At 70.3% G+C, this 16,655-nt stretch carries 21 protein-coding genes, 1 pseudogene and 1 riboswitch; of the genes and pseudogenes, 10 read left to right on the forward strand and 12 right to left on the reverse strand.

Going from position 1 to position 16,655, the window contains the following annotated elements; genetic code table 11:
• Window positions 1-127: 127 nt before the first annotated feature.
• Together OG729_RS33990 and OG729_RS33995 are read left to right on the forward strand one after the other, a co-directional pair.
• Window positions 128-409, forward strand: coding sequence for an antitoxin (locus tag OG729_RS33990; RefSeq protein WP_405809751.1), 282 nt, complete (start codon window positions 128-130; stop codon window positions 407-409).
• Window positions 406-777, forward strand: coding sequence for a fic family toxin-antitoxin system, toxin component (locus OG729_RS33995; protein ID WP_360870689.1), 372 nt, complete (start codon window positions 406-408; stop codon window positions 775-777). The genes OG729_RS33990 and OG729_RS33995 overlap by 4 nt, the downstream gene beginning before the upstream one ends.
• A 183-nt stretch (window positions 778-960) precedes the next feature.
• Here the strand turns inward: OG729_RS33995 and OG729_RS34000 are convergent, their stop codons facing one another.
• From OG729_RS34000 to bioB, 5 genes are all read right to left on the reverse strand, one after another.
• Window positions 961-1,644, reverse strand: a complete 684-nt coding sequence (locus OG729_RS34000) for a class I SAM-dependent methyltransferase (RefSeq protein WP_360870692.1) — start codon at window positions 1,642-1,644, stop codon at window positions 961-963.
• A gap of 48 nt (window positions 1,645-1,692) precedes the next feature.
• Entirely contained in the window at window positions 1,693-2,031 is a 339-nt protein-coding gene (locus tag OG729_RS34005) for a VOC family protein (protein WP_360870695.1), read from the reverse strand.
• A gap of 4 nt (window positions 2,032-2,035) precedes the next feature.
• Entirely contained in the window at window positions 2,036-2,749 is a 714-nt protein-coding gene (gene bioD, locus OG729_RS34010) for a dethiobiotin synthase (protein ID WP_405809752.1), read from the reverse strand.
• A gap of 98 nt (window positions 2,750-2,847) precedes the next feature.
• Window positions 2,848-4,155: an adenosylmethionine--8-amino-7-oxononanoate transaminase gene (locus OG729_RS34015; protein ID WP_405809754.1), complete on the reverse strand. Its 1,308-nt coding sequence runs from the start codon at window positions 4,153-4,155 to the stop codon at window positions 2,848-2,850.
• Window positions 4,148-5,320, reverse strand: coding sequence for a biotin synthase BioB (gene bioB / locus OG729_RS34020; protein ID WP_404726942.1), 1,173 nt, complete (start codon window positions 5,318-5,320; stop codon window positions 4,148-4,150). The genes OG729_RS34015 and bioB overlap by 8 nt, the downstream gene beginning before the upstream one ends.
• Before the next feature lie 145 nt (window positions 5,321-5,465).
• Here bioB and OG729_RS34025 point away from each other — a divergent pair, with 145 nt between their 5' ends.
• Window positions 5,466-6,611 (forward strand): 8-amino-7-oxononanoate synthase, encoded by a 1,146-nt coding sequence (locus tag OG729_RS34025; RefSeq protein ID WP_405809756.1) that lies wholly within the window; start codon window positions 5,466-5,468, stop codon window positions 6,609-6,611.
• 14 nt (window positions 6,612-6,625) lie between these two features.
• On the opposite strand, the gene OG729_RS34030 is transcribed toward OG729_RS34025, so the two are convergent.
• Both OG729_RS34030 and OG729_RS34035 read right to left on the reverse strand, forming a co-directional pair.
• On the reverse strand, window positions 6,626-6,832 hold the full coding sequence (locus OG729_RS34030; protein ID WP_405809758.1) for a DUF397 domain-containing protein: 207 nt from the start codon (window positions 6,830-6,832) through the stop codon (window positions 6,626-6,628).
• Window positions 6,833-6,845: 13 nt separating this feature from the next.
• On the reverse strand, window positions 6,846-7,703 hold the full coding sequence (locus OG729_RS34035) for a helix-turn-helix transcriptional regulator (RefSeq protein ID WP_360870712.1): 858 nt from the start codon (window positions 7,701-7,703) through the stop codon (window positions 6,846-6,848).
• Window positions 7,704-7,928: 225 nt separating this feature from the next.
• Here OG729_RS34035 and OG729_RS34040 point away from each other — a divergent pair, with 225 nt between their 5' ends.
• Window positions 7,929-8,360: an ATP-binding protein gene (locus tag OG729_RS34040; protein ID WP_360870715.1), complete on the forward strand. Its 432-nt coding sequence runs from the start codon at window positions 7,929-7,931 to the stop codon at window positions 8,358-8,360.
• Window positions 8,361-8,485: 125 nt separating this feature from the next.
• On the opposite strand, the gene OG729_RS34045 is transcribed toward OG729_RS34040, so the two are convergent.
• Window positions 8,486-9,397, reverse strand: coding sequence for a LysR family transcriptional regulator (locus OG729_RS34045; protein ID WP_360870718.1), 912 nt, complete (start codon window positions 9,395-9,397; stop codon window positions 8,486-8,488).
• Window positions 9,398-9,492: 95 nt separating this feature from the next.
• Here OG729_RS34045 and OG729_RS34050 point away from each other — a divergent pair, with 95 nt between their 5' ends.
• Window positions 9,493-10,122: a LysE family translocator gene (locus tag OG729_RS34050; protein WP_360870721.1), complete on the forward strand. Its 630-nt coding sequence runs from the start codon at window positions 9,493-9,495 to the stop codon at window positions 10,120-10,122.
• 126 nt (window positions 10,123-10,248) lie between these two features.
• Here the strand turns inward: OG729_RS34050 and OG729_RS34055 are convergent, their stop codons facing one another.
• The 4 genes from OG729_RS34055 to OG729_RS34070 all read right to left on the reverse strand — a co-directional run bounded on the left by OG729_RS34055 (window position 10,249) and on the right by OG729_RS34070 (window position 12,817).
• A complete protein-coding gene (locus OG729_RS34055; RefSeq protein WP_360870724.1) occupies window positions 10,249-10,725 on the reverse strand; it encodes a C40 family peptidase in 477 nt (158 codons plus the stop codon).
• Between the two features lie 3 nt (window positions 10,726-10,728).
• Window positions 10,729-10,913, reverse strand: a riboswitch (cyclic di-AMP (ydaO/yuaA leader).
• A gap of 317 nt (window positions 10,914-11,230) precedes the next feature.
• Window positions 11,231-11,539 carry a hypothetical protein gene (locus OG729_RS34060; RefSeq protein ID WP_360870727.1) on the reverse strand — a complete coding sequence of 103 codons (309 nt, stop codon included), beginning with the start codon at window positions 11,537-11,539 and terminating at the stop codon, window positions 11,231-11,233.
• Window positions 11,540-11,546: 7 nt separating this feature from the next.
• Complete coding sequence (locus OG729_RS34065; RefSeq protein WP_405809761.1) at window positions 11,547-12,182, reverse strand: ATP-dependent Clp protease proteolytic subunit; 636 nt, start codon at window positions 12,180-12,182, stop codon at window positions 11,547-11,549.
• Window positions 12,183-12,361: 179 nt separating this feature from the next.
• A complete protein-coding gene (locus OG729_RS34070) occupies window positions 12,362-12,817 on the reverse strand; it encodes a lamin tail domain-containing protein (protein WP_360870733.1) in 456 nt (151 codons plus the stop codon).
• Between the two features lie 131 nt (window positions 12,818-12,948).
• Between OG729_RS34070 and OG729_RS34075 the strand changes: the two genes are divergently transcribed.
• From OG729_RS34075 to OG729_RS34095, 5 genes and pseudogenes are all read left to right on the forward strand, one after another.
• Window positions 12,949-13,230, forward strand: coding sequence for a type II toxin-antitoxin system Phd/YefM family antitoxin (locus OG729_RS34075; protein WP_360870736.1), 282 nt, complete (start codon window positions 12,949-12,951; stop codon window positions 13,228-13,230).
• A 222-nt stretch (window positions 13,231-13,452) separates the two neighbouring features.
• Window positions 13,453-13,755, forward strand: coding sequence for an urease subunit gamma (locus OG729_RS34080; RefSeq protein WP_360870740.1), 303 nt, complete (start codon window positions 13,453-13,455; stop codon window positions 13,753-13,755).
• Between the two features lie 14 nt (window positions 13,756-13,769).
• Window positions 13,770-14,075: pseudogene (locus OG729_RS34085) on the forward strand (urease subunit beta); the annotation flags it as partial.
• A gap of 91 nt (window positions 14,076-14,166) precedes the next feature.
• The gene (locus tag OG729_RS34090) at window positions 14,167-15,888 is read left to right on the forward strand and encodes an urease subunit alpha (protein WP_405809763.1); all 1,722 of its coding nucleotides are present in this window, start codon (window positions 14,167-14,169) and stop codon (window positions 15,886-15,888) included.
• 3 nt (window positions 15,889-15,891) lie between these two features.
• Window positions 15,892-16,647, forward strand: coding sequence for an urease accessory protein UreF (locus tag OG729_RS34095; protein ID WP_405809764.1), 756 nt, complete (start codon window positions 15,892-15,894; stop codon window positions 16,645-16,647).
• Window positions 16,648-16,655 lie beyond the last annotated feature (8 nt).

Here is a 16,655-nt window from a genome sequence, read left to right on the forward strand (position 1 = left end):
CGTGCCTGCGCACCTCGGTATCCCTCGTAGGTCCGGTCCTCGTGGTCGATGTAAGGGGCACGGGACGGTTGACGGGCACGCTCCGGGCCCTCTTGCCGGTGCTAGCGCCGACGCGCTAGCTTGAGGTGTGGCCAAGACTCAGCTGAACGTGCGAGTGGACGAGACAACCGCGGAGGCCGCGCGCCAGCGGGCGATGCAGCGCGGGATGAGCGTGAACCGCTACATCGAGGAGCTCGTCAAGCAGGACGCGGGCGAGGTGGGACGCACCTTCGTCGAGGCGGCGTCGGACTTCATGAAGCAGTACGAGTCCGTGTTCGCCGAGGAGTTCGGCGAGCTCGGCACGGATGACGGTACGGGCACGGGCAGCGGCGGCGCGCGTACGGGCAGCGGACGCGAAGGCACCCGTTGAGCCTTCAGATCGACCTCGCCTGGCTGCTCATGGTCGCCGAGCACAAGACCCCCGGCGATCCGCAGGTCACCGACTGGGGCGCGCTCGTCGCCGCCGTCAGCCGTCATGACGCCGAGATATTCGGCATCCCCGTCTACAGCGACCCGCACGCCCGTGCCGCCTCTCTGCTTCAGCTGCTGCTCCATGTGCCCGCGCTCGAGCACTCCAACGCGATGTTCGCCTCCGCCGTCGCGTACGGCTATCTGGTGGCCGGCGGACTGAAGGTCGTCACCTCGCCCGAGCAGGTACGGGACCTTGCCCGGCTGGTCAAGGAGGGCAAGGCGGACGTGCGGACCATCGCCGCGGAGCTACGGCAGTGGAGCGAGTGAATCCTGTCGCCCGCTCCTTCCCCCAGCACCCCGCCCAACCTCAACGACCTCGCCAAGCGCATCGACGAACTCAACAAGAAGGTCGACAAGCTGCCCACCAAGAGGGCACTCGCCGACGCGCTGCGCGCGTTCGCCGACCAACTGGACAAGAAGAGGTAGCCGGCCGCCGCGGCCGGCAACGAGCTAGCGGGGGTCCGTGACAAAGGGGCGGCGGGCCACGCCCAGCACACAGGGGGACGAGGGCAGTCGCACACCGCCCTCCGGCACCTGGAATCTGCGGTACGAACCGAGCTCGAAGCCCGCGGACTCGATCGCGGCGATGGTGTCCCGCGCGGTGTGGCAGCCACCGAACAGCAGCGGCCAGACCGTGCGGTCCAGCGCCCGCTGGGTCCGCGCCATTCCCCTGCTTTCGGCCACCCCGTGCTCGAAGAACCGCAGTTCACCGCCGGGCCGCAGGACCCGCCTGATCTCGCCGAGCGCCCGCGGCAGATCCCGTACGGAGCACAGCACGAGCGAGGCCACCGCGGCGTCGAAGGCCTCGCTCTTGACCGGCAGCGCCTCCGCCGCGCCCGGCACCACGTCCACCGGGACGTCCGCGCGGCGTGCGGCCTGCGTGGCCAGATGCCGCAGGCTGCGCTCCGGTTCAATCGCGACGACCTCGGAGACGGCCGACGGGTAGTGGGCGAAGTTCAGCCCGTTGCCCGCGCCGATTTCGATCACCCGGCCGGAGAGTCCGGACAGCAACTCCTTACGGTAATCGGCGATCTTGGCGTTCTTGTCCGCCACCACGCTGAATCTGGCGTAGAAGCGGGCGAAGAGCGGATGGTGCACGGCGTCCCGAGGCACTCTGGTGCTGCGCAGGGGCATTGCGACCTCCTCGGGACGGCGGTGCACTCACCGACATTGTCCCCCCGGTCAGACGAAGCAGAACTCGTTGCCCTCGGGATCCCTCAGGACCTGGAAGCGGCCGTGGTCGTCGGTGATGGCCGGTCCCATCCGTACGGCGCCGAGACCGACCGCCTCGTCGGCGGCCCGGTCGACATCACCCGCGTCGAGATCGAGATGGAGCCGGTTCTTGACCGCCTTGCCCTCGGGCACGCGTTGGAAGGCGACGCGTACGAAACCGGGGGGATCGATGTACGACCAGTCCGCGCTGCGGTCGACGGGGTCCCCGCCGAGCAGGGCGGCCCAGAAGCGCACCAGGCGGGCGGGGTCGTGGCAGTCGAAGACGATCTCGTCGATCCGGGCTCGCATGGGCTCAGCGTACGGCGGCGGTGAACGCCTCGGCGTCCCAGTCGCCACCGAGCGTGGGCGCGAGCCAACTCGCGGCCCGCGCCCGGAAGTCGGCGGGAGCCAGCGCACCGGCCCCTGCAGGCACCGCTCCGAGGAGCGGCGCCCCGGCCGCCTCGGGCAGGTCCACGAGATTGCAGCGCGCGGCCAGGTCCGGCTCGGCGGGCCAGCTCCCGACGACCACGCCGAGCTGCTCCAACTCCCGCGCGCGCAGGGCCTCCGCGGTGAGCGTGGTGGTATTGAGCGTCCCCAGCCCGGCGGGTACGACGACGAGCACGGGCGCGCGGAGCAGTCCCGCGACATCGGCGAGCGTCGCCCCCTCCTCGTCGAACCGTACGAGCAGGCCGCCGGCGCCCTCGACCAGAACAAGGTCATGCTCCGTGGCCAGCTTCTCCACGACCTCGACGACGTCCCGCGGCCGGACGGCGTCCATCCCGGCGCGCAGCGCGGCGGTCGCGGGAGCGAGAGGCTCGGGATACCGCGCGATCTCAACCCCGCTGACGCGTCCGGCGAGCCGCACGACCTCGTCCACGTCGCCCGCGTCCCCGGGGGCAACCCCGGTCTGCGCGGGTTTCACCACGGCGACGGAGGAGCCTCGCCCACGCGCGAGCGCGGCAACGGCGGCGGTGACGACGGTTTTACCGATCTCGGTTCCGGTCCCGGTGACGACGATGACTGCCATTGCTGCGCTCTGCCTTTCTGTTCACGTCCACGCCCTGCGGCCGGGGCTGCGGCCCCTTCCCGTAACCGGGGCTCCGCCCCGGCGGGGCCCGGTCGCGGTCAGCTCGCGGATGCCGCCGCGCATACCGCCCCGCAGACCCGGGCCACGTCCTCGTCCCCCGTCACATACGGCGGCATCACATACACCAGGTCCCGGAACGGCCGCAGCCACACCCCCGCCCGCACCGCCGCCTCCGTCGCCGACGCCATGTTCACCTCGTGGTCCAGCTGTACGACACCGATCGCCCCCAGCACCCGGACCTCCTTCACACCCGGCAGCCCCTTTGCCGCGGCCAGCCCTTCCCGCAGGCCCGCCTCCAGGCGCTTGACCTCCTGCTGCCAGTCCTGCGCGAGAAGCAGATCGATCGAGGCGCAGGCCACCGCCGCGGCCAGCGGATTGCCCATGAACGTCGGGCCGTGCGCCAGCACCGGGACCGCGCCGCGTGAGATGCCGTCGGCCACCTCCGCCGTGCACAGCGTCGCCGCCATCGTGAGATAGCCGCCGGTCAGCGCCTTGCCCAGGCACATCACATCCGGAGAGACCCCCGCGTGCTCCGCCGCGAACAGCGTGCCCGTACGGCCGAACCCCGTCGCGATCTCGTCGAACACCAGCAGCACCCCGTGCTCGTCGCACGCCTCCCGCAGTACCCGCAGATACTCGGGGGAGTGGAACCGCATCCCGCCCGCACCCTGCACCACCGGCTCCACGATCACCGCGGCCAGCTCGTCCGCGTGCCGCGCGACAAGATCGCGCAGCTGCTGTGCGTACGACTCCTCGAAGCCCACCGGCGGCGCGTCCGCGAAGATCTGCCGCGGCAGCACCCCCGACCACAGCTCGTGCATGCCGCCCTGGGGGTCGCACACGGACATCGGCTGCCAGGTGTCCCCGTGGTAGCCGCCGCGCCAGGTCAGCAGTCGCTGCTTGGCCGGCCGGCCGACCGAGCGCCAGTACTGCAGGCACATCTTCACCGCGACCTCGACCGAGACCGAGCCCGAGTCGCAGAGGAAGACATGCCGCAGCGGCTCGGGTGTGATCTCGACCAGCCGGGCGGCGAGCCGCACGGCGGGCTCGTGCGTGAGCCCGCCGAACATCACATGGCTCATCCGCTCCAGCTGGCCGTGCGCCGCCTCGTTGAGGACCGGGTGGTTGTAGCCGTGGATCGCCGACCACCAGGACGACATGCCGTCGATCAACTCGCGCTGCCCGTGGACCGGTTCGGCGAGCCGCAGCCGTACGCCGGACGCGGACTGAACGATCAGCGGATCCGTACGGCCCGGCATCGGGCCGTACGGATGCCAGACGTGCGCCCGGTCCAGCGCCAGCAGCTCGCCGGGGCCGTAGCCGGACGCCTGCACGGACTCAGGCATTGGGCGCGAGATCCGTGCCCGCGCCACGGCGGCGCACGGCGACCAGATCCGTACGCGCCGCGGGAACCTCGGCGACGGGCTCGGCGACCGCCTCACCGTCACCGCACGGCCCACACCCCCCGGAGCCGGAGTGCGAACCGCAGCCACCCGCAAGCGCGTCCGCGCGGTGCTCAGGCAGCGTCGTCGTGTCCGTGCCCTCCACCTCGAAACCCGCGTCCGCGATCATGTCGAGGTCGGCCTGGCCTGCCTGCCCCTCGCTCGTCAGATAGTCGCCGAGGAAGATCGAGTTGGCGAGGTTCAGCGCCAGCGGCTGCATCGAGCGCAGATGCACCTCGCGACCGCCCGCGATCCGTACCTCCACGTCGGGGCAGACGAAACGGACCATCGCGAGAATCCGCAGACAGCGCTGCGGGGTGAGGTTCCACTCCTTGGCCAGCGGTGTGCCCTCGAAGGGGATCAGGAAGTTGACCGGCACCGAATCGGGGTCGAGCTCGCGCAGCGAGAAGACGACGTCGACCAGGTCCTCGTCGCTCTCACCCATGCCCGCGATCAGCCCGGAGCAGGCGGAAAGCCCCGCGGCCTGCGCCTGGTGCACGGTGTCCACCCGGTCCGCATAGGTGTGGGTGGTGGTGATGTCCCCGTATGTCCCCTCGGACGTATTGAGGTTGTGGTTGTACGCGTCCGCGCCCGCGGCCCGCAGCCGCTCCGCCTGCCCGCCCGAGAGCAGCCCGAGACAGGCACAGACCTCGACGCCCTCGTTCTGCTCCTTGATCGCCTCGATCGTCTTCGAGACCCGGTCGACGTCCCGGTCGGTGGGACCGCGGCCGCTCGCGACCAGACAGACCCGCTTCGCGCCGCCCGCGACACCCGCGGCGGCCGCCTGCGAGGCCTCGTCCGGCTTCAGCCAGGTGTACTTGAGGATCTCGGCCTTGGAGCCGAGCCGCTGCGAGCAGTACGAGCAGTCCTCGGGGCACAGCCCCGACTTCAGATTGACGAGATAGTTCAGTTTCACCCGCCGCCCGAACCACTGGCGGCGCACCTTGCCGGCCGCCGCAACCACTTCGAGCAGTTCGTCGTCGGAGGTCGCCAGCACGGCGAGCGCTTCTTCACGGGTCGGCAGCTCGCGCCGCAACCCCTTCTCCACCAGGGTGTTCAGCAGGTCCATGGCGCCGATCCTGACGTACGGCACACGCCGCGGCCAAGGAGGAACCACACAAGAGACCGTGTTTGAGGTGTGTGCATGGCCACATCCGTTCCTCGAGTGACCCCGGTTAGGGTCTGTGAGCTGCCTACAAAAGGACCGGATCACCATGCCCCAGGATCCTTTCGACTGGATCGACGACGAGTCGCGCCGCCGCGAGCGCGCGGGCCTCGTGCGTACGCTCCGGCCGCGCACCGCCGAGTCCGAGCTGCTGGATCTCGCCAGCAACGACTATCTGGGCCTCACCCGCCGTCCTGAGATCACCGGCGCCGCGGCCGAAGCGGCCCGCCGCTGGGGCGCCGGGGCCACCGGCTCCCGGCTGGTCACGGGCAGCACCGCGCTGCACGCCGAGCTCGAGCAGGAACTCGCCGCCTTCTGCGGCTTCGAGGCCGCCCTGGTGCTGTCCTCCGGCTATGCCGCGAATCTTGCCGCGGTGACCGCGCTGAGCGGCCGCGGCTCACTGATCGTCTCCGACGCGGGCAACCATGCCTCCATCGTCGACGGCTGCCGGCTCTCGCGCGCCGAGACCGCGATCGTGCCGCACGCCGATGTGGAAGCCGTACGCAAGACGCTCGACGCGCACCCCGGGCGGCGGGCCCTCGCGGTCACCGACTCGGTCTTCTCGGTGGACGGCGACGCCGCGCCGCTGGCGGGTCTCGCTCAGGCGTGCGGAGAGCACGGCGCGGCGCTGCTCGTCGATGACGCGCACGGTCTTGGCGTGCTGGGCGACGGCGGCCGCGGAGCGCTGAACGCCGCGGGCATCGCGGGCGCCGCCGGCGTCGTCGCCACGCTCACCCTTTCCAAGTCCCTGGGCAGCCAGGGTGGGGCGGTACTGGGCCCCGCCCGGGTGATCGAGCACTTGGTCAACACCGCCCGCACCTTCATCTTCGACACGGGCCTGGCTCCCGCCGCCGCGGGAGCCGCGCTGGCGAGCCTGCGGCTGCTGCGCCGCGAGCCCGCGCTGGCCGACCGTGCCCGTACCGTCGCGGCGACGCTGCACCGCCGTCTCACGGACGAGGGTCTGACCGCTGCGCGACCCGACGCGGCCGTGGTGTCCGTACGGGCGCCGTCGCCGGAGGCCGCCCTGGGGTGGGCCGCGGACTGCCGGGACGCCGGACTTGTCGTCGGCTGTTTCCGCCCGCCGTCGGTGCCGGACGGCATCTCCCGGATCAGGCTCACCGCACGCGCCGACCTCACCGATCAGCAGATCGACCAGGCGATCGCCACGATCACCGGGGCCGCGCCGGTCAATTGACCGTCAGGCAGTGGTCAGTTGACGGCCTCCTCGCGGATGGCCGTCAGGAAGCTGCTCCAGGCTCCCGGCGAGAAACGCAGGGCGTGCCGCCGGATGTTCTTTGAGTCGCGTACCGCGAGCGAGTCGTCGGGCAGCCGGGCCGCCTCGACGCAGTTGTTCATCCCCGTGCTGCGGCTGCTGCGCCGCCACCGTAATGCGTCGTGCGTGAGGCAATCGGACATGGAGGGTGCCTCCCTATGCGCCGTCACTGATCCGGGCGATGAGATCCAATGAGTCCGCTGGTGACAGTGCGCGCGCCTGCACCGCTTGGAAGGCGGCGCCGTACACCTCAAGGTCTTCTTTCCGCTCGAGGTAGAGGCTACTCGTCAAATGGTCGAGAACAACCACATCCAGATCAGAAATGTTCGGAAAGGAGAAGATAACGAAAGGAGTGGTGAGTCCTGCATAGCCGCCGACCGAGAACGGCAGTACCTGGAGGTGCACATGGGGCAGTTGTGCCGTCTCCGCGAGCGTACGCAGCTGCTCCCGCATCACCCGGCCGCCTCCCACCTCGCGTCGTAGCGCCGCCTCGTCGAGCACCGCGCTCAGCTCCAGGGGCCTGTCGCCCCACAGCACCGACTGGCGCGTGATCCGCACGTCCACCAGCGAGTTGACGGTCGCCGCGGACAACTCCTCCAGGGCCGCCCGGGTCACCGCACGGGCGTAGTCCGGCGTCTGCAGCAGTCCGGGCACGACCGAGGTCTCCAGGGTGCGGGCCGCGCAGGCGTGGGCCTCCAGACTGATGAAGTCCCGGTAGTCGGGCGGGATCAGCCCGCGGTACGCATGCCACCAGCCGCTGCCCGAGCCGTCGGCCGCGTCCGCCAAGGTTTGAAGCAGCACGCGCAGTTGAGGGTCGGCGACTTCGTAGACATCCAGCAGCAGCGTCACATCCGCGACCTTGACTCCGCTCACGCCGGTCTCGATGCGGCTCACCTTCGACTGGTGCCAGCCGGCCAGTCCGCCGGCGTCCCGGCTGGTGAGACCGGCGTCCAGGCGCAACCTCCGCAGCTCCTCGGCGAGCTTGCGACGGCGCACCGCGGGGACGTGCCGCATCTTGTGCTCCTTTCCGGCTGGATCAATGCGAGAGTGTGCCGTCCAAATACGGTCTCGCGTAGCAGAGTTCACCGCTTTGAGCGACAGATATATGCATATCTTGGTGGATCCTCGCCACCGACGGCGTGTTAAGTGGCACTCTGGCGCGAAGCACAATCCGTGGCCGTCCTCGCAATTCCGCTACGAGTCGGAGCCCGGCCCCGGTGGGAAAGGGACAGCTTCGCCATGGCAGATCACCAAGAAGCATCCGTTACTCTGCCGAGCGATCCCGCCTCGGTCTCCGCGGCCCGGCGGTACGCCACACATGTCATCTCCGAATGGGGCCTGCCGGTTGAGACCGAGGCCGTCGACACCGTCCGGCTGATCGTCTCCGAACTCGCCACCAACGCCGTCCAGCACACCTTCGGCCAGTCGCCGACCTTCACCGTGGACCTTCGTCTGGAGCGGGACGAGGAACTGCGCATCGGCGTGACCGACAGCCACCCGCGCTGGCCGCAGCGGCTGCCTGCCGCCGTCCGCCAGGACAATGGCCGCGGAATGGTCATCATCCGCAGCCTGACCGCGGAGTGCGGCGGACACCTCACCGTCACTCCGACTCCGGACGGCGGCAAGACCGTCTGGATCGCCCTGCCGTGGACCGTACCTGTACAGAGCTGATCACGGCGTCGGCCGGTCGAGGACCGGCAGAGAGCCGATGATCCTTTGCCGGCCTGGCGTTCTCGGCCCGGCCGATCGAGACGGGTGAGACGCGGTCGGCCGGCCCGGCGCTTTTGGTCCGGCCGTCAGTTTCCCGCGCGGCCGAACGCACCCCGCAGCAGCGCCCGCAGCGACTCGGCCGCCGGGCCCGACACCTCGCCACGGTGCGCCACCGAGATCGTCCGCCGGAACCCCGCCGACTCCAACTGACGTACGCCCAGCGGTGTCGCGGCCATCGAGGCGACCATCTCCGGTACCACCGCCACCCCGAGCCCCGCGCTGACCAGCGCGCACACCAGCGCATAGCCGGGTGACTCGCACACCACGGCGGGACTCGCCCCGGCCCGTGCCAGGGCTGACTCCACACCCTTTCGGGACGGGTGCGAGGGAGCGCTGCTGATCAGCGGCTGCCCGGCAAGTTCGGCCACCGGCAGCCGGCCCGAGCCGCCCGCCAGCGCATGGCCGGGGGCCGTCACCAGTACCAACTCCTCGACCAGCAGGGGCTCCAGGATCACACCGGCGGGCGGCGGTGCGGGCTCGGCCGGTTCGTACGCATGCGTGAGCGCCAGATCCACCTCGCCGGCCGCCACCGCCAGGACCCCGTCCGGTGGTTCGTACTCCGCGACGGTGAGCTCCACATCAGGATGAGCCCTGCGGAAGGCGCTCAGCACCGGGGGCAGCAGATGGACGCCGACGGTGGTGAAGGTGCCGACCCGCAGCCGCCCTCCGGAGAGCCCGGACAGCCGGGACAGCTCATGACGCGCCCGGTCCATCTCGTCCAGCACCCGGCGGGCCCGCGCTGCCAGCAGCTCGCCCGCGGCCGTCAGCCGCGCCCCGCGATGGTGCCGCACCAGCAGTACCGCGCCGGCCTCGCGCTCCAGCTTGGCCAGCTGCTGGGAGAGCGCGGGCGCGGTGTAGCCCAGGCGGGCGGCCGCGCGGGTGATCGAACCGGCCTCGGCGACCGCCACCAGGGCCGCCAGCCGTGTCGGGTCGTACATGCCACTCCCTCTCCGCCAGGCTTAAGCATCACTTTAGGCAGACCCAGAAGATTGTAAGTACACGTTAAGCCCTGCGACGGGCCACGATGGTCGGCATGGACGCACAGCTGCTTGCCTTCACCGGGGTCGCCGCGGGCATGGTCGCCATGCCGGGCGCGGACTTCACCGTCGTCGTACGCAATGCGCTCGCCTCCCGGCGCACGGGCGTGGCCTGCGCCGTCGGTGTGGCCGGGGGGCTGCTCGTGCACACCGCGCTGGCAGTCGCGGGACTCGCCGCCGTCCTGGTCGCGGTCCCGGTGCTGTACCGCACGCTTCAGATCGCCGGTGGAGCGTATGTGCTGTACCTGGGTGTACGGGCGGTGCGCTCGGCCCTGCGTCCGGCGCTCGCCGTGCCGGATCCGGCGGGCGAAGCGGCCGACGGCATGGGCCGCAGTCTGCGGCAGGGGTTCCTCACCAACGTCCTCAACCCGAAGGCGCCGGTCCTGTTCCTCAGCCTGCTCCCGCAGTTTGTGCCGGACGGTGCGCCGGTGCTGCCGCGGACTCTGCTGCTGGCCACGATCGTCGTCGTCCTGGCTCTGCTCTGGTTCCCCGCGGTGGCGCTGCTGGTGGACCGTCTGGGGCAGTGGCTGCGTCGGCCGCGCACCACGCGCGCCGTGGAAGGCGTCACCGGCGGGGCGCTCACGGCGCTCGGCGTGACTCTGCTGGCCGAGCCGCTGGCGCACTGACGCCGGGGCGCCGGGTGCCGACTGGCGGGTGCCAGGCGCCGGGCGCCGGGTGCGGACCCGCCGCGGTCCCGGTACGCCGACCGCCGGTGATGAGCGGCGATCGGCGCACCATCAGTCAACGGGCCGTCAGCGCACCCGGCCGTACCACACGCTCTTGCTCCAGATCTTTTCCAGTTTCACCCAGGAGCCGGTCTTCGGCGAGTGCCAGATCTTGTTGCGGCCGGCGTAGATCCCCACGTGGTAGACGCTGCTGCCGGAGTGGAAGAAGACCAGGTCTCCCTGCTGCCGGGAGGACGCCGAGATGTGGCGGGTCTTGTTGTACTGCTGCTGGGCCGTACGTGGGAGCTTCTTGCCCGCCTTCTTGTACGAATAGAGCGTCAGCCCTGAGCAGTCGAACCGGCGCGGACCCGAGGCGCCGTACTTGTACGGTGCGCCCTTCTTGGAGGCGGCCACCTGAAGTGCCTTGCTCGCGTGGGTCGTAGCCGCGTATGCCTCGGAGGCTCCCCCCGGAGCCAGCAGCGAGCCGCCGACGGCGGCGAGGGTCAGGGCCGATACGGCGCCCGCCCGGCCCATCAGAAACGGGACATGAATCTGCGCAGTCATGCGCAACCCTTCGTCAGCCGCCTGTGAAGGATGACCTGTCGGGTTCGGACGGACGAAGATGCCCGGCCGCGGCTGCGGCTTCACCCCAAGGGACTGCCGACCTTCCGGCTGCCCCGTCGTGCTTGGGTCCTCCACTCCTGCCGATGCACTCCTGTCGACCAGTCATCCGGGTGCGGCGGCAGGACTCGGCGTCCGCCCGGACCGCCCCGCCGCGGTGGCGGGGGCTTGTCGTCCCAGGGATCTTGACCCAACTCATGCCGGATTTCCGAACTGAAACGGCAGTTTGTGAGCTTTACCACCACTCACCTGTTCGGGTGGACAGGGCAGTTTCGAGGGGCGGCAGGGGACGCCCGAGGACCCTTGCACCAGCGGCGGAACAAGTCATTCCGCCAAATCGGTAGCCGTGCCGCGCAAGTTGTCCGTAGGGCTTCGGGGGACAGTGATTACATCGAATGGGGGAGCGTGACCAGTACCCTGATGGCCGTAGACGGAAGAGGTGAGTTCGTCAACTGAGCGTTACGGGCGGCATCGTCACCCGGTGCGCCCGGCGTTCGCCGTCGAGGGCCCTGAGTGCCTCGGTCAGCGTCGTCGCATGGATCTCGCTCTCGCCGCGCATGTGCATCAGCGTCAGGGCGTCCTTGAGCGCATTGGCCCGGCCGACCAGCGCCTGTGCGGCGCGGAGCGCACCATAGGTGTGCGTTCCGCGCGCCGGGTTGATCCGCCCCAGCAGATCGAGCACTTCGAGGTAGCTGTCGATGAGTTCGCCCTCGGCGCGGGTCAGCGCGGGCAGCGGCGGCAGTTCGGGCGGCAGCACGGGGTGCTCACCTCGAACCGTGGGACGACAATGACGTCTTGCGGTTCTTGATCACATGGTCCACCAGCCCGTACCTCTTGGCCTCGACGGCGTCGAAGATCGTGTCGCGCTCCAGGTCGGCGGCGATCCGCTGGGAGGTCTGGCCGGTGTGGCGCACGAGCATCCGTGCGAGTTGGTCACGCAGCCGGAGCAACTCCTGCGCCTGGATCTCCAGATCGGAGGGTTGGCCCTGCAACGGCTCCTCGAACGCGGGCTGCTGGACGACGATCCGCGAGCCGGGCAGCGCCATCCGCTTGCCGGGGGCGCCGGCGGCGAGCAGCAGGGCGGCGGTCGACGCGGCCTGTCCGAGACACGTCGTCTCCACGTCGCAGGTGACCACCTGCATCGTGTCGTAGATCGCGGACATGGCGCTCAGTGAGCCGCCGGGGGAGTTGATGTAGAGGGAGATGTCTCGGTCGGGGGCGGTGTACTCGAGATGCAGGAACTGCGCGATCACATCGTTCGCGGCGGTGTCGTCGACGACGGTGCCCAGGAAGATGATCCGCTCGTCGAACAGCTTCGAGTACGGATCGAGGCTGCGGGATCCCGCGCTGGTGCGCTCGGTGAATTCGGGCAGGACATAGCGGGCGGCGGGGCGGTTCATGACGTACCTCTCCTCGTGCTCCTCGGGCGCTGGCCTGTAAAAAATGTACAGGACGTACAGATCGAGGTGCCGGAAGCGGGACGGATGCTCGCTGAGGGCGAACGGTCACCGCTGTACGACTGAACCGCGGCATGACAGCGCCCCCGCTGCCCGGGCGGCGGGGGCGGGAGGTCAGGCGCTCAGCACAACTTGTAGTCGACCCTGGTCGAGTTGTAGGAGCAGGTGTCGACCCGGACGCCCGTCGACTTCCTCAGCGTCGCCGTGTCCTTGTCGTTGTTCCACACGTACCAGCCGCGCCCCTGATAGCGGTGCGCCGTGCTGTTCGTCCCCTTGCCCGTGTGGACCGTCACCGTCTTTCCCCTGCCCAGCGTGTACGTGCCGAAGACGTACCTGTGGTTCGACGCGTCGACGAGCGTCCAGCCCTTCAGGCTGACGGCCTTCGAGGTGGTGTTGCGAATCTGCACATACTCGGCGTTCAGGCTTGCGTTGGATCCCCGGTCCGAACCCGGGCTGTCGTAGTAGATCTTGTACAGATGAACGGAGCCGGCCGCGGCCTGTGCCGGCATCGGCAGCAGTGCGAGACCTGCGGCTGATGCCGCGACAGCGGCAACGGCCATGGTGCGGGTGCGGAGCATGAGCGTCCTCGATTTCAGGCCGGGCACCCCCCAATTGGGCCCAGCGAGAGGCCCAGACTAGTGACGACCCACATGATCCGGGACGGAATCTGCAAAACCGGGACGTCATGGCCGCGGATTAAGCTGGGGGCATGGCCTACGAGATTCCGGTGACGCAAGCCCGCGCAGAGCTCGCCGAGCTGATCAACCGTGTTGTCTACGGCGGGGAACGGGTGGTCGTGACCCGGCACGGGAAGCCGCTCGTGGCGCTGGTGTCCGCCGCTGACCTGGAGCGCCTGGAGGGGGATCAGGAGGCGGCCGAGGAGCAGGTCATCAGCTCGGTCTCCAAGCTGGGCCAGGTCGGATCCGCTTCCGGTGAGCGCGCCCGCTTCGGTCTGACGGCCGAGCACCGGCGCCCCGACCGCCGCGGCTGAGCCCGCCACGTATACGAACCGGTCCCCTGTCGCGGTGCGGGCTGCTCTGCGGGCGCCGATGTCATGTGTGCCCAAGATCAGTTAACGCGCCGGAAAAACTTTCGTCCTAACGTTCAACCCCTGGTCGCGAGACGTCCGTGCGCACGTCAACAGAGTGTTGACGTGAACCGGTGTCCCGCTGCGCCCGGGCGGGACTGGGCCGGAAGACAGTGAGGTGGACACGTGCAACTCTCCCCGCACGAGCAGGAACGCCTGCTCATCCATGTGGCCGCCGACGTGGCGGAGAAGCGCCGAGCGCGCGGGGTCAAGCTGAACCACCCCGAGTCCGTCGCCCTGATCACCTCGCACATCCTGGAGGGCGCCAGGGACGGACGCACCGTCGCCGAACTCATGGCATCGGGCCGTAAGGTCCTCACCCGCGCCGACGTCATGGACGGGATCCCCGAGATGATCCACGACGTCCAGGTCGAGGCGACGTTCCCGGACGGCACCAAGCTCGTCACCGTCCACGACCCGATCGTCTGAGAGGGGCCGCGCCGATGATCCCAGGAGAAATACTCTTCGCCGACGGGAACGTGCCCCTCAACCAGGGGCGCGAGGTCACCCGCCTCGCCGTCGTCAACGCCGCCGACCGGCCGGTCCAGGTCGGCTCCCACTACCACTTCGCCGAGGCCAACCCCGGTCTGGACTTCGACCGAGCGGCCGCCAGGGGCCTGCGGCTGAACATCGCCGCGGGCACCGCCGTGCGTTTCGAGCCCGGCATCCCCGTGGAGGTCGAACTCGTACCCCTCGCCGGCCGTCGGCTCGTCCCCGGGCTGCGCGGCGAGACCGGAGGTGCTCTCGATGGGAGCGACGCACCCGAGGCCGCCGGTCCGCAGCCGAAGGTGAAATCCGCACCTCCGCGCCGAGTGGGCGGAGAAGCGACAGGAGATGAAGGTGCCTGAGCTCAACCGTGCCGTGTACGCGGATCTCTTCGGGCCCACCACGGGCGACCGCATCCGGCTCGCCGACACCGATCTGCTGATCGAGATCGAGGCCGACCGCTCCGGCGGGCCCGGACTCGCGGGCGACGAGGCCGTGTTCGGCGGCGGCAAGGTGATCCGCGAGTCGATGGGCCAGTCCCGTGCGACGCGGGCCGAAGGCGCACCCGACACCGTCATCACCGGTGTCGTCATCGTCGACCACTGGGGCATCGTCAAGGCCGACATCGGTATCCGCGACGGCCGGATCACCGGCATCGGCAAGGCCGGGAACCCCGACACGATGGACGGCGTACACGCCGACCTCGTCATCGGCCCCGAGACCGAGATCATCGCCGGCAACGGGAAGATCGTCACCGCGGGCGCCATCGACGCGCACGTCCACTTCATCTCGCCGACGATCATCGACCAGGCGCTCGCCACGGGCGTCACCACACTTGTCGGCGGCGGCACCGGACCGGCCGAGGGGACCAAGGCCACCACCATCACCCCTGGGCCGTGGCACCTTGCCCGGATGTTCGGGGCGATGGACTCCCTGCCCGTGAACATCGGGCTGCTCGGCAAGGGCAACACGATGTCCCGCGAGGCCATGCACTCCCAACTGCGCGGTGGCGCGCTCGGATTCAAGATCCACGAGGACTGGGGCGCAACCCCCGCCGTCATCGACGCCTGCCTGAGCGTCTGCGACGAGACCGGCGCGCAGCTCGCCATCCACACGGACACCCTCAACGAAGCGGGCTTCGTGGGGGACACGCTGGCCGCCATCGCGGGCCGCACGATCCACGCGTACCACACCGAAGGCGCGGGCGGCGGGCACGCACCGGACATCATCACCGTGGTCTCCCAGCCCCATGTGCTGCCCAGCTCCACCAACCCGACCCGGCCGCACACCGTCAACACGATCGAGGAACACCTCGACATGCTGATGGTCTGCCATCACCTGAACCCGGCGGTGCCCGAGGACCTGGCCTTCGCGGAGTCCCGGATACGGCCCTCCACCATCGCGGCCGAGGACATCCTGCACGACCTCGGCGCCATCTCGATCATCTCCTCCGACTCCCAGGCCATGGGGCGTGTCGGCGAGGTGGTGATGCGCACCTGGCAGACCGCGCATGTGATGAAGAAGCGCCGGGGCGCACTGCCCGGGGACGGCCGTGCCGACAACCACCGCGCACGTCGCTATGTCGCCAAATACACGATCAACCCGGCGATCGCACAGGGCCTGGACCGCGAGATCGGCTCGGTCGAGACCGGCAAGCTCGCCGACCTGGTGCTGTGGGAGCCCGCCTTCTTCGGCGTCAAGCCGCAGCTCGTGATCAAGGGCGGGCAGATCGCGTATGCGCAGATGGGCGACGCCAACGCCTCCATCCCGACGCCGCAGCCGGTGCTGCCGCGCCCGATGTTCGGCGCGCTGGGGCGGGCGGCGTCGCTGAGCTCGTTCAACTTCGTCGCCCAGGCGGCGATCGAGGACGATCTGCCCGAACGCCTCGGCCTGGCCAAGAAGTTCGTGCCGATCACCAGCACGCGGCGCATCAGCAAGGCGGACATGCGGGAGAACGACGCGCTGCCGCACGTGGAGGTGGACGCCGACACGTTCACGGTGACGATCGACGGCGAGCCGGTCGAGCCCGCGCCCGCCGCCGAACTGCCCATGGCTCAGCGCTACTTCCTCTTCTGAGCCATGGACAAAGCAACGACTGCGCGCGCCCCCGCGGCGGGAGGCTTCGGCCCGGTCGCCGGCGACGGCGGACCCGCCGCGGGCGGCTCCGCGCCGGGAGCGCGCGCGGCCCTGCTCGTCCTCGCCGACGGCCGGTTCCCCGCCGGCGGGCACGCCCACTCCGGTGGGGCCGAACCGGCCGTCAAGGCCGGACGGATTCGCGACGCCGGGGATCTGGCCGCCTTCTGCCGGGGACGGCTGCACACCACCGGGCTCACCTCGGCGGGGCTCGCGGCCGCCGCTGCCCTCGGCCTCGATCCGACGGCACTCGACGAGGCCGCGGACGCCCGTACCCCCTCACCGGCTCTGCGGGCCACCGCCCGCAAGCTCGGGCGGCAGATGATGCGCGCCGCCCGGGCGGCATGGCCGTGCGCCGAACTCGACGCGCTCGCCGCGGCTTTCCCGCGCGGCACGCACCAGCCGATCGTCCTCGGGCTCGCCGCCCGCGCCGCCGGCCTTGGGCCGACGGACGCCGCGCACTGCGTCGCGTACGAGACGGTCAGCGGTCCGGCCACCGCGGCGGTACGTCTGCTCAGCCTCGACCCCTTCCAGGCCACCGCCGTACTCGCCTGCCTCGCCCCCGACATGGACGAGGTCGCCGCCCGCGCCGCGGCAGCCGCGGCCGAGGGCATCGACGCCCTGCCCGCAGCGTCGGCCCCGCTGCTCGACATCACGGCCGAGCAGCACGCGACCTGGCCCGTACGCCTCTTCGCCTCGTAAGACATCCA

The sequence above is a fragment of the Streptomyces sp. NBC_00210 genome (assembly GCF_045160975.1).
Classification (GTDB): Bacteria; Actinomycetota; Actinomycetes; order Streptomycetales; family Streptomycetaceae; genus Streptomyces.